Source organism: Streptomyces sp. NPDC020747 (assembly GCF_044334695.1).
In the GTDB taxonomy this organism is placed as follows: Bacteria; Actinomycetota; Actinomycetes; order Streptomycetales; family Streptomycetaceae; genus Streptomyces.
Genome location: NZ_JBIRTJ010000001.1, coordinates 820310 through 833308, shown reverse-complemented (window position 1 = coordinate 833308; position 12999 = coordinate 820310). Strand labels below are relative to the sequence as shown.

Sequence of the window (12999 nt, the reverse complement as noted above, 5' to 3'; positions counted from 1 at the left end):
CGAATGTGACCGTACGTCAAAAACCTTTCTCTTTCTGGCTTTGTTCTTTCTTTTGTCCTTCTTCAGGGACAAAGGCTGATAACTATCTAAATGAGCCCTAGGGGGCCGAGGGGGTAGTCATGGCACATGAGTTCCACGCGTCCAGACGCGTCACGGGGCGGTCCGCACGCCCGTCACCAGCGATACCGCCGCCGAGGCGCCGAGCGACCCCGCGCCTCGCCGCGCTGCTGGTCTCGGCGTTGCTGGCCGCAGGCCTCCCGCTGCTCACCGCAGCCGAACCCGCGGGCGCGACCTCGGAGCAGGGCGCGAGCGCCGCCGCCATCGACCCGATCGACTTCGCGATCGCTGTGGACGAGTCCGCGAGTCTCAGCGACGCGGACATGCTCCAGGAGCGCGACGCCGCCGAGCGGATCGCCCTCGGCGACGTGTCGGCCGACTCCACCGTCGACATCTTCGGCTTCGCCAGTGCCGACGAACCCCCGCAGCACGCCGTGGACACCCCGTGCCCGCAGCTGAAGCTGGACTCCATCGGACGCGCCCAGGTCGGCGCCTGCACCGCGAAGCTCAAGATCCGCGAGGCCGGCACCGGCACCGGCACCGACTTCCCCGCCGCGATCCGGCAGGGCATCGCCGACCTGAAGGACGGGACCGCCGACACTCCCCGAGTGCTGTTCATGCTCACCGACGGCTATCTGGACGTCGAGGACAGCAGCTCGTACGGCGACAAGCCGCACCGCGAGGCGGAGGGGCGGCGCCAGCTCCGCAAGGCTCTCGACGAGGCCAGGGCCGCCCGTGTACAGATCTGGCCCCTCGGCTTCGGCTCCGACGTGAACGAGAAGACGCTGCGGCAGATGGCCGACGGCGGCTACCAGCAGTCCTGCCCCGGCATCAAGAACACCGCACCCGCCGCGCAGGACGTGGACAGCTCCGCCGATGTCGGTGCGGCGCTCGAACGGGCCTTCGCCTCGGCCCACTGCCTGCACCACGAGAAGCCGTCGGAGGGCGCCTACCCGCCCACCACCCAGCAGGTGCACATCTCCGCGGTCGCCACCGTCGGCGCCATCGTGGTGTCCAAGGGCGACAAAGCCGTCACCGTGACCTACACCGATCCCGACGGCAAGCAGCTCAAGCCGGACGCCCCCGTCTCGGGCACCTTCAACGGTTCCAAGTACGACCTGGCCGGCCAGGACGAGACGGTCGAGTCGCTGCGGCTCACCGACCCCGTCCCCGGCGACTGGTCCGTGCGCATCGACGCCCCTCCGGGGCACCGCAAGCAGTTGGCCAGCGTGAGCGTGCTGTGGCACGGCGAACTGCGCACCTCGATCACTCTGGACCCGCCCAACCCGGAGCCGGGCGGCACAGCGAAGGTGACGCTGCAACTGCTGACGAGGAAAGACACCGCGATCACCGATCCCAAGGACCTGAAGGGCCTGCGGGTGAAGGCGGCTCTGGCGGGCAGCGGGTTCACCGACCAGCCGCTGAAGCTCACCGACGACGGCTCCGATCCCGACGACGAGGCCAGCGACGGCGCCTTCACCGGCACCGCGTCCATCCCCTCCACGGCGGATGGCGCGATCCGGGCCACGGCTACCCTCAGCGCCATCGGGCTGGCAGCAGACCCCGACCGCAGCGAAGGCGGCCAGGTCTCGCTCGGTGAGCCCCTGGTGTCCTCCCGGCTCGTTCTGACCGGTGCGAAGGCCCACCCCGGCGGCAGCCTGCACGGCACGCTCGAACTGCGCAACAACAGCAAACAGGCGCACACCCTGCGGGTTTCGGTACGGAACACCGCCGGCCGTCTGCTGACCGCGGACCCGTCGTCGGTGTCACTCGCGGCCGGCGAGGAACGGAAGGTCCCGCTGGAGCTGGAGGTCGCCGACAGCCGTGCCTTCGAGGCGGCCGGCGTCTCCACGACCACCCGGCTCGGCGGCGCACTCACGGTCACCGACCGCTCGGCGGGCGGCGGGCCGCTGGGCCAGAACCCGCTGTCGATCTCCGTCACGCCGAAGCCCACCTTCATGGACGAGCACGGCGGCATGGTCGGACTGGGGGCCACCGTGCTGCTGTTGCTCGTCGCGGCAGTCGTCCTGGCGCTGCGCCTGCGTATCTGGAACCGCACGGCACGCGGCCTGCGGCTCGAACTCAGCCTTCCCGACGGCACCTCGCTCAGCACCCTGCCGGCCGGCCGGGCGAGCAAGGGCAGCTGGTTCGAGTTCAAGGTCGTCGACAAGACCGGCGACCACCCGACGCTCGCCGCCGGGCCCGGCGGCGGCTACGCGGTGCGCCGCGACCCGAGGGCCGGTGTCCTGCTCCGCACGGTCGGCGAGGGCGAGCAGTCGCTCACCCGGGGCCGGACGGTGACGCTCGACACGGGCCAGGACCGCACACTGCGCCTCTCGCTCGCCGAAGGCGGGGGCTCCCAGGGACCCAGACCCGGCGGGTGGCTGCAGCGACTCCTGGGTCGCCGCACCCGGGTGAGGCCCACCCCCGCGACCCGGCCCGGAGTCGCCGGGTCCGCGGGCCTCGACGACGACTTCGATCCGCTCCTCTGACCCCAGACGTCCGCCCCGGACTCCCGGGGCGGACCACAGTCGCCGTTCAGACAGTGTTCAGACAGGGGGAAACACGTATGAAAGTCTTCCAGCCCATGCTCTTCGTCGGCCTGGGTGGCACCGGCGGGCAGGTCGGCTCCGAACTGGAACGCAGGCTCCGCACGGAGCTGTGCGGCCCCGACGGCACCGCCCTCAGCCGGATCGGCGTACAGCTGCCCTACCAGCTGCCGGAATGCCTGCAGTTCGTCTACGCGGACTTCAGTGAGGCCGAGCTCGACCTGCTGCCGCTCAACAGCGTCAGCGACCCGACGCTGCGTACCGCCTACCGCAAGACCGCCAGAGTCACCCACGACCTGCTGCCCCCGGAGGACAGTTCCTCCGACGTCAACCGGGTGCTGCGGGCCAAGTTCCGCCGGGAGACCGAGAGCTGGCTGCCGGCGGAGCGCAACGAGCCCCGGATAACACCACTGAGCAAGGGAGCGGGCCAGTACCCGACGATCGGCCGGGCCGCGCTGTTCGGCACACTCCAGCACAGCCTCAAAGGGGTCATGGATCCCCTGACCGAGGCGATCAACGCGATCGCGCGCTCCGGCCCGGCGCTGGCCCAGCTCGGCGGAAACCAGATCACCGGCTGCGACGTGTTCGTGTCCTTCTCGGTGGCCGGCGGCACCGGGGCCGGAATCTTCCTGGACTATCTGCACCTCATCGCGGAGGCCTTCAAACAGAAGGGCTTCCAGAACATCAAGATCTATCCGCTGGTGGTGATGCCCTCCGCCTTCACCGCCGAGGCGGGCGGCGGGCCCGCGGCCGAACTCAACGCGGCCAGGTCGTTGATCGACCTGTTCCGGCTGGTGGACGAGCAGAACCGACCGGTGTCCAGCGCCGAACTCGGGGACGTCGAGGAGAACGCGGGGGGACTGCGGATCACGTACCCCACTGCGAGCCCGATCCGGATGCGCCCCGGGCTGATGCCGACCGGCTTCCTGTTCAGCCGTACGGCCGGCATCCGCCCCGACGACCTCCGGCGCTCCATCGTGTCGCTGGTGATGTCGCTGATCGGCACCGAACTGGGAGACGGTCCCGCCAACGGCGGTGTGGCCCGGGACAGCAACGATCAGACCTTCGCGTCCAGCTTCCTCAACCGCGGGCAGCAGCGAACCGAGCGCGCTCCGTCGGGCATCGGCTTCAAGGGAGTCTCCACCAGCCTGGTCGCGTCGCTCACCGTGCCGGTGGACGAGCTGGCCGAAGTGATGTCCGCGCGGATGCTGGCCGTGGCCGTGGACGCCCTCGCCGACGAGGGCCGCCGGTCGGAGCTTCCTCTGCGCCCGCTGCTTGAGCAGATGTTCGACACCTGCGGGTTGTCGGACCTGCTGCACCGGCCGTTCGAACCGGCGTCGGACCCGACAGTGCTGCCCCGCGGCAGGGCCGCGATCGAGCAGGAACTGCAGGACCGGATCGTCGCCCTGGAGGCGCAACTGGAGAACCTGCGAAAGAAGGTCGCGCGCCGGATCCCGGACCTGGTCCACGCCTTCAAACCGCTCCACGCCATGGACGACATGGTGGGCAAGGTCAATCCGTTCGATCTGACGCGGATCGTGCTGGGCGACGGCAGCGATCCGGACAAGGCCGTCCAGCAGGGGCTCCTCGGCATCCTGCAGCTACGGGGCCGACCGCCGGCCCGGCCCGCCGACGTGGCGGGCGAGAAGCCGCCCTCGGTCCCGCGGATCCGCAGTGGCAAGATCGCCCGGCTGCACTGGAACGACTCCGAGGTGCAGACGGCGGTGGCGGAGCAGGACCGCTGGTACGCCTGGCGCTGTCAGGCCGTCTGGCACTCCGCCTGGGCGGCCCACCGCACGTCGTGGGAGCGGTCGGGCAAGCTCCTGGAGGGCGAGGTCAAGCGGCTGACCTCGGCGTTCCTCGGACACATCGACGACGAGAGGAAGACCCACAAGCGCGCGGTCCAGGAGCTCTACCAGGACCGCACCGGAGTCGCGTACCTGCTGCCGTCGCAGCGCGATCTCCGGGAGTTCTACGGTGACCTGGCCGATCGCCTCTCCAACCGGCACGGCCTCGACGAGAACGACGACGAGGGCACCCTGCTGCTGAAGTTGGTCAGCTCGGACGAGTGGACAGCGGCGATGCGGGCGGTGCGCAAGGAGAAGCCCGAGATCGCCGTGGGCGAGGTCAAGTCCATGGTGAAGAAGCGGGTCAAGACCCTCTTCGCCGAGCGCCTGCGGCACGAGGAGGAGCGCCCGCTGCTGCCGTCGATGGGTGCGCTGCTGGCCGCGGCCGCGGGTGACCGGGGCGCGGCCGAGGGGGTCGGCGAGGCCGCGCTCGCGGACTTCGGGCACAAGATCAAGGGGCTGCTGCCGATCGGCTTCAGCCCCGAGGGCAACGGCCCGATGAAGGTGCTGCTCGTCTACCCGCAGGTGCCCAACCGGCAGGAGGTCGAGGACTATCTGCGGACGGTGCTGCCGTTGCCCAGGGACACCAAGCGGCTGATCGAGTTCCGGGGCGTGGAGACCGAGTCGATCACCGTCGTGCTGTTCCGCAGCGAGATGAGCATCACCGAGGTGCCCGAGGCCCGCAACGTGCTGCGCAACTGGGCCCGCGCGGCCCGCAGGAACGGGGCGATGCTCAACTGGCGGCAGCGGCTGGGTTATCAGGACAGCTGGCTGGCCAGCACCGAGGACGACCGGACCCACATCCTGTACCGGCTGCTGTGTGCCATGTGGAACGGTCAGGTGGAGGTCGTGGAAGGCAGCCAGGACTCCCCGGAGCGGATTCGGATCTGGCTCACCACCGACACCAGGCCGGGACAGCCCGGCATCACCCTGAGCCTGGACGAGTACCAGGACGGCACGTCCAGCTGGGTGGGGCTGCTGCGGTCGTACGAGCGCTGGGCCCTGCTCGACGAGGGCACCATCGTGGACACGTACTGCGACGTGCTGATGCAGATCACACCGAACGGACTGGAACGCCCGGGCAGCAAGCCGCACCCGCTCTTCGTCCATCTGGTCGAGAAAGTGGCTCCGCAGGAACTGCAACTGATGGCACGCCGCGAGGACTTCGACGATCCGCGGACCACCGCCCGGCTCAAGCCGCTGCACCGGTTCTGGTCGTTCACCCTTCCCGAGGCGCTGAACGTCGACGCCGAGGAGCAGGAGTTCCAGGTCAGCCTGCGGGATCTGCTGGACGCCTTCCGTGAGGGGCAGCCGCGCCGCTGGCGGGTCCGGCCGAGCGCGGCGGAGACGGCACAGCGGGCGTTCGAGCGGCCTGCTGACGAGGACTTCGGAACCCAGCCGCTGGCGGCCTCCGCCCCGCCCCGCGAGCCCACCCGGGGATCCAAGACCCGCCCGGACGACACCCGGTCCCACGAGAGGGAGCCGTACGAGGGAGAGCGGTACGGGACGGAGCCGTCGGAGAAGGACACGTTCCAGGAGGAGCCGCACGAGAAGGAGCCGCTCCGGAGTGCCCCCGAGAGCGTCCCGGACGAGGCCGGCACCTACTCCTGGGAGCGTGATCCCGAGTGACCGGCGCCCAGGGAAGCTCGCAACCCGTGATCCGTCTGAGTCTGCTGGAGGACGCGGAGCGGTTCGACGACGACCAGCGGCTCGCGGCCGCCATCGGGGCGTCACTCGCCCCCTACGGCCGCACAGCCCCCGGCACCTACCGCTTCCTGGTGGTGGACACGCCGGCGGGACTGGTCCACCACCAGTCCGTCTACGAACGGCTGCTGCGCTACCAGCGGGCCTCCAGGATCAGCCTGCTCTGCGTACTCGCCGGGGATCTGCGCCCGGGGTCAGGCACCTACGAGGACTCACCTGTGCTGCGTCTCCCCGGCATGCTCAGGACCACATCGGTCGGGGTCCTGTGGACGGGCGACATCAAGGCGGCCCGGCGGCACGGGCCGCCCGCGCCCCGCAGCGCGACCGACCCTCGCGCCCTGGGCACACTGACCGGGCTGCTCCTCGTCCCCGAGCTCTTCGACCAGGTGCTGCTTCGCCTCGGCGCCACCTGCAACGGGGTCGCCGCCCCGGGCGCGCGGCTGCTGGAGTACGACCTGTCGCCGACGGCGTGCGACCGCGCGTGGGAGAAGGGGGCCGCCCGCTTCGTCGGGCAGCCGTCCCAGAGGGCCGGCGTGCACGTCACGGCGGACAGAGCCGCCTCAGGCCCGTCCAACCTGCCGGAACCGCTTGACCGGCTGGCCGACGGCAGCGGAGCGCAGCACGCCGTCGAGTACACACGGGGAGGGCCGCTGGAGGCGACGCGGAGCCGTTGCGTCGGCGCCCTGCGCGATGCCGGGCAGGCGAAGAACCATCTCGCCACCGTGGGCGGCCTGTTCGCCGACCACGGCGCGGGAGCCTTCTCCGTGGCGCTGGCCGGCGCCAGAACCGCCCTCGGCGAGTACCGCCGGCAGGTGAGCGACGTCGTCGAACTGGGCGCGCGCCCACAGGCGGCGACCGAACCAGCCGAGGCCGGGCTGCGGCTCAAGGAACTCGGGCTCACCCTGCCGCCTGCCGGCATCACCCCGGAGCAGTCGGGCGAAGGACTGCGCGAACTCGCCGAGCGCCTCTTCGGCGCCGGTCTGACCCTCAGCGGCGTCGCCGACCGCTTCGAGGACTGTTCGGCCCGGATGATGCCGTACCAGAACGACACCCTCACCGAGGGGCCCGAACGTGCCTGCCCGCAGGAACTGCTCGCCCCCGGTGGCGGCGGCCCGCCGCAGACGTCAGAGGGAGCGGCGGGGGCACGCGTCCTCACCTTCCTGGCCGGCGCGCTCGCCGGACTGGGCGTCTGGCCCTGGGCGGCTGCCACGGTCGGCGTCCTGCTGCTCGTCCTCTTCGGCGCGACCCTGATACCCCGTCACCTGCCGGACAGCGCGCCGAGGGTGCGCGCCGCGTTCGGTAGCGGGTACGCCTGGGCGCAGGGCACCGCCGCCCTGCTCGGCGGTGCGGCCGCCGTCACGCTGGGGACCCTGCTCGGGCTGCCCACCTGGACCGCGCCGATCGGCCTGCCGGTCGGTCTGGTCCTGGCCTGGATCGTGGTGGTCCGCGAGTGGAACCGGGCCGTGCGGCAGGTGTGGAGGGACAGTGGCGCGGCCGCGCTGCAGGGGGCGGTGCGCGCGCTCGACGAAGTGCTCGACCAGGCGGTACGGCAACGCTGGTGGGCCGAGCCGGAACGGACCGGCTGCGCCGAGGCCGCCCGGTCCGTGTCCGTGGTGCTCGGAGGAGTGAGCGCGACCGTCACCGCCGAGGCCGCCGCCGGGGTGCGGACCGCGGGACCCGCCCCGGGCCTCGACGCCGACCGGGACGGGAGGGGCCCGGGCACCGCTCATCGGCCCGACGTTCCCGCCTGGATGCCCCGGGCCCCCTCCGCCGCACGTCCGGGATCCGGACCCGCGTCCGGGGCAGGGCCGGCCCTCGCACGTCCCGGCGGCACGCCGGACGACCGGACTCCGCCCTGGGTGGACCGGGAGGACGGCGACGGCGGCCCCGACCTGGTCGCCACGCTCGGCGGCGACTTCGCAGACCTGGTGGTGCGGGCGCTGGAACCGTACTGGGAATCGGTGAAGGGCGGTCACTCCGCCTCCGGGGCGGCGAAGCAGGTGGCCAGGAGGGTCAGGGAACTACTGGACGAAGCCAGGCGGCATCTGCTGCACAACGGCGTCATCCCGGCTCCCCCGTACGCCGATCCCAAGCGCGCCCGCAGCGGCCCCGCAGGACTGCTGGGTCTCGGCCTGGACCGGGTGGTCGAAGTCGCGGCCCCCGGCGCGGACCAGGACCTGGTGGTTCAGCTCGTCTCGCCCGCACAGCTGCCGCTGTTGAGCCGCGACCCGACCGTCGTCGAATGGATCCGGTTCGCCCCCGCGGCCGTCCGCGACCAGGTCGACGGCCCGGAGGCCGACGGCGACGGAGCGGTGTGGACGTACTCGGGCCGCTACGCGGGCCAGTTGAGGCTGACCCCGCTGCGGGCGGGCTCCGTGGAGACGCTGATGTCCTACGGCGGCACGCGGGACCCCTACGACCGGCGCGCGGGACACCCCGCCGGTGGCCGAGCCGCCGGCGAGGCCACCGCGCCCGCTCCCGAGGAGGAACAGCCGCACCCCGCGAACGACCCCTCGGACGAGGAGCACTCATGGTGAACCCACCCGCCGAACCGCCCGGGCCGAACGGAGGGCCGACGGGCAGCCCCCTCCGGTTCACCGATCCCGCGGGCCGGCGGCACACCGCGCGGATGGTCCCCGGCGAGGAGCTGCCCCACCTGGTCCCGGGCCCCGCCGTCGCCCGGTGGGTCACCCTGGACGGCGACTACGACCTGGTCCAGGTCCGGCTGCCGTCGGCCCAGGCCCGCACCGCCGAGGCACAGCGCGCCCTTGAGGCGGAGGTGGGCGCGGCGCTGGACATCAACTCCGCGCTGCGCGGCACCGGCCATGAGCGGCTCTTCCCGGTGCCGGTCGGCTACGACATGGACGTGGCCGAGCCGTTCGTGCTGTATCTCGGGCCGAGCGGTGATCCGCTGTCCGTGGCCGACGGCGTGCAGATCAGGGAACAGCGGCTGATCCAGCGCGACCTGGTGCTCGCCGTCCACCTGCTGGAGGATCTCGGCCTGGTGCATCGCGGCATCTCTCCGGCGTACGCGCACTGGGACCACGGCACCGTGCAGCTGTGGGACCTCGGCGCGGTCACCCGGACCGGCCGGCCGCGCACCGCGTACGGTCTGGCCCCCTACGCCCCTCCGGAGCAACTGGCCGGGATCGGCGAGGCCGATCCGCGCGACTCCCTGTGGAGTGTCGCTCAGCTGATGTACGAGCTGGTGGCGCGGCGGCCGGGGAATGCCCACGGGAGGCCGGACGACCTGGCCAGATATCCCTCCCTGGTACCGGACGTCGGACCGCTGTTCGCCCCACTGGCCAGGGACCGGCCCGGCCCGAAACAACTGCTGGAGCGGCTCCAGCCGGGTTTCGGCCGCGGCAGGGCCTCGCCGGCCGGACACGACTCGCTGGACCCGCTCCGCAGAGAGTTCGACGCCGCCATGGCACGCAAGCGGCTGTCGGGACAGGCGCGTTCCGTACCCGCTGCCGGGAGGCCGCCCGGCCGGAGCGGGCCGGCCGGGTCCGGGCCGGTCGACTGCCCCTACTGCCTCACGTCGATGACGTACGACCAGAGCAAGCTGTTCATCGTCGATGCCCAGCTCCAGTACCAGAAGCTGGATGTGACATCCGAACACAACCCGAAGCGGCTGGCGGATCTGCTGCGCCGGGCGGTGCAGAAGTGCCCGGGCACACACGACTCCCCGACGCACTACGTCCCGGTCTCGTACCTCACCAACGGGCGACCGCTGATCGTCGCCATGGTCGGCAACTCCCACAGCGGGAAGACCCATCTGCTGACGCAGATGATCGGCGAGGTGACCGCCGAGGCGCTCGCGCCCTTCGGACTGCGATGGCAGTCCGTCAGCCCGCAGATCCACTCCGACTTCTACACCAAGCGGGTGGCCCCGCTGCGCAGTGGAACCGAACTGGGTCACACCCTGCAGACCGCCTTCGCGCAGTTCGCGGAAGCCGTCCTGATCACCGACCGGCACGGTGCGACCCGCCCCGTCGCCTTTTTCGACCTGGGCGGCGAGGACCTGCTCAAGACCAACGAACTGCTGAACTTCCTACTCAACGTGGACGCCCTGGTGTTCGCCGTCGACCCGCTGCTCGCGCTCCCGCTGCCGCAGCTGGACGAGGCCCGCGCCAAGGACGCGGTGAACGTCAGCCCGGGGGGCGACCCCACCTTCGAGACCGTCCTGGACCGGCTTCCGTCCGACCATCAGGCGGTCGCCGCCCTGGTCGTGGGGAAGTCCGACCTGATCAGGTTCGAGAACCCGGTCTGTCAGTGGCTCGGTGAGGTCACGCAGGCCTCGGGGACCGCTCTCGACCAGGAACGGCTTCTGAGGGAGAGCCGCGACGTCTACGCCTTTCTGCGGCTGCACGCGCACCGCCCGTGGCTGCGGCCGTTCGAGAGCGTTCCGCGGTGCACTCTGCACTTCGCCTCCGCCACAGGCGGCCGGGCCGAGGACGGCCGCTACCCGCACGGGGTGCGGGCGAGACGGGTGATCGAGCCACTGCTGTCGGTGCTGGCCATGTGCGGCGTCATCGACTCGACCATCGATTCGACCGAGGAAGCATCCGCCGAGGTGGGGGCATGAACGACTGGGAACGGGATCACGACCTGGTCGACCAGGTCTTCTTCCGCTGGCAGGGCAACGCGCACAGCCCGCAGAGTCAGCGCAACGGCATCGCCCCGGTGGCGCATTCCTGCGACGAGGCCCGCGCCTGGCAGCTGTACCAGGAGCTGGCTCCGCTGCTGCGGGTCGAGGGCGGACCCGACCGGCCCAGCCTGGTGCGGACGGTCGTCTCGACCGGCGAGGTGGTGCTGATTCACCGCCTGGCGGGCAAGGAGCCCGGCGGCCGCCCCACCACCAACTGCCATGCCCTGGTGGGCAGCAGAAAGCAGCTCAGCATTCTCCCGAGCATCGCGCTGGTGGCCTGGAAGTGGCCGGCGACGCCGGAGATTCCCTACGCCGAGGGAGGAGGCCCCCGGATCGATCCGGTCCGCCACGACATCCTGCGGGTCTCCTGGCGGGAGACATCGGATCGGATGAGGCGGCTTGCGCGGGAACTCACCCCTCAGCTCACCGAGGTCACGGCCGCCGTGCTGCGGGCTCCCGGGCACCGGCTGTCCGTCAAGTCCGAACGGCTCGCCGACCCGGGCGAGCTCAACATGGCGGCGCCGCTGTTGTGGGGCCTGCACGAGATCTTCGGCAACCGGTTCACCTCGGAGTTCAACTTCGCGACCTTCGACACCACGGACGAGCACGGGCTCGGAATCGTGTTCGTCCCCGAGTGGCAGGCCTCGGCGGCCGGAGACCCGCTGCTCAGCCGGATCTCTCTCGAAGGCCTCCCGGAGCCCGGCGCCGTCCCGCCGCGGGACAGGGCGGAGGAGATCGCCCGCGAACTGGTCAGACGCTACGAGTCCTCGTCAGGGCGTGAACGGTCGGTGGCGGAGCTGCTCAAGAAGGCGCCCTGGAAACCTGCCGCCCCCGTGGAGCAGCAACTGGAGGATCTCGCCGCGCTGCTGGAGCTGAGGCAGCGCGCCGGGGACCAGCTCCTGCCACCGCCCACCGGACAGCCCAAGGACGAACGGTTGCCGCCGCCGGCGGAGCCGCTCTTCGACGAGACGTTTCCGGACGGCGAACTCATCGACATGACACCGCACGAACCTCCTTCGGTGCCGATGGCGGCAACCGGGCACGGCCACGTGACGCTGGCCGAGGCGGGGAGGGAGCGGGAGTTCGACGTTGAGGTGGACACCGAAGCGAACATCGACACGCTCGACGCGGCGGCGGCGTCCGTTCGCTACGGCCCGGCCCAAGAGCCGGACCCGGACCCGGACCTGACACCGGCCCCAGCCTCCACCTCGGCGCCGGCCCCGCTCCTCGTGAACTCCTTCACCATGCCGGACCGGTTCACCGTCCGGGCCTTCCTGGGCGAGTGGCGAAGGCGGCGCCGCGCTGTCCGCCGGGACTGGGACCAGTCACACTTCGGTTCCCGCCAGAACGACCTCTTCGGGCTTCCCTCGACCGCGACGAAGGAGGACCCGGCCTGGCAGAAGCTCCTGGGGCAGCTCCGCTGCCTGCCTGACGCACGCCTGCTGAAGATGCTGGAAGACAGGGAACTGCACCAGGCCGCGCGGAACCTGCTGCTCCAGGCACTGGCCGACCGCACCCGTCACCGTGGGCCGCGTGAGGCCCGGCGCCTGTGTACACGGCTGCTGCAGGAGCGCCTGTACCTCTATCCGGACGAGAGCCGCCTCGACCGGCGCGGAGACGAGGGGAAGGAGCAGCGCATGGACGAGTCCGCGGTCCACACCGCTTCGTGGCTCTTCGCCTGGGGGGTTCGGCCCTACGTCCGAGACCGGGACCAGCAGGCCGGCCTGGCCGACCTGCTGCGGACGGTCGCAGTGCTGCCGACCGGTGCCGACCGGGCTCTGCTGCTGCGCATCTCGGTCGCCCCTTACGACGGGACACCGGCGGACTTCACGCCGCGGATCTGGCAGAAGCTGCTGGAGACGCTGGTCCCTGAGGCCCGGAGCGCGGCGGACGTGTCCCGGGCGAAGGACCAGCGTGCGCGGCAGCACCGTCGCCGCCGGTTCAGCTCAGGATCGCCGGCCCGGCCGTCGGGCGACCAGACCGGCGCCGGGGGCCGGACGAGGTGGTCGGTGGAAAGCCGGGTCTTCGTCGCCGGAGCCATCCTGTTCTGCGTCCTGCTCATCCTGTTGTTCCTCGCCTTCTCCTAGCGAACGCCTGGTGAAGGCTGGAGGAACCGGGGCGCGCGCCGGGCCCGATGGGCGGGTGTCCCCGTCATCGACGCCTTGCGGGGGTGCAGTTGCGTGGGCGCTTG

At 71.5% G+C, this 12999-nt stretch carries 5 protein-coding genes; all 5 read left to right on the top strand.

What is annotated here, in order from left to right:
• Positions 1 to 119 precede the first annotated feature (119 nt).
• The 5 genes from ACH4YP_RS03390 (at position 120) to ACH4YP_RS03370 (ending at position 12895) form a co-directional block, all read left to right on the top strand.
• Entirely contained in the window at positions 120 to 2549 is a 2430-nt protein-coding gene (locus tag ACH4YP_RS03390) for a VWA domain-containing protein (RefSeq protein ID WP_361061584.1), read from the top strand.
• 77 nt (positions 2550 to 2626) lie between these two features.
• A complete protein-coding gene (locus ACH4YP_RS03385) occupies positions 2627 to 6082 on the top strand; it encodes a tubulin-like doman-containing protein (RefSeq protein WP_361061582.1) in 3456 nt (1151 codons plus the stop codon).
• A 26-nt stretch (positions 6083 to 6108) separates the two neighbouring features.
• Positions 6109 to 8694, top strand: a complete 2586-nt coding sequence (locus tag ACH4YP_RS03380) for a hypothetical protein (RefSeq protein ID WP_398489121.1) — start codon at positions 6109 to 6111, stop codon at positions 8692 to 8694.
• Positions 8688 to 10745, top strand: coding sequence for a hypothetical protein (locus ACH4YP_RS03375; RefSeq protein WP_361061578.1), 2058 nt, complete (start codon positions 8688 to 8690; stop codon positions 10743 to 10745). The genes ACH4YP_RS03380 and ACH4YP_RS03375 overlap by 7 nt, the downstream gene beginning before the upstream one ends.
• Positions 10742 to 12895: a hypothetical protein gene (locus ACH4YP_RS03370; RefSeq protein ID WP_398489119.1), complete on the top strand. Its 2154-nt coding sequence runs from the start codon at positions 10742 to 10744 to the stop codon at positions 12893 to 12895. Before ACH4YP_RS03375 ends, ACH4YP_RS03370 begins: the two co-directional genes overlap by 4 nt.
• The last annotated feature ends 104 nt before the right edge of the window (positions 12896 to 12999 follow it).

Bases quoted from the DNA above. Each gene is read 5' to 3' on its own strand.
- ACH4YP_RS03390 (WP_361061584.1), top strand. From the start codon at position 120: ATGGCACATGAGTTCCACGCGTCCAGACGCGTCACGGGGCGGTCCGCA.
- ACH4YP_RS03385 (WP_361061582.1), top strand. From the start codon at position 2,627: ATGAAAGTCTTCCAGCCCATGCTCTTCGTCGGCCTGGGTGGCACCGGC.
- ACH4YP_RS03375 (WP_361061578.1), top strand. From the start codon at position 8,688: ATGGTGAACCCACCCGCCGAACCGCCCGGGCCGAACGGAGGGCCGACG.
- ACH4YP_RS03370 (WP_398489119.1), top strand. From the start codon at position 10,742: ATGAACGACTGGGAACGGGATCACGACCTGGTCGACCAGGTCTTCTTC.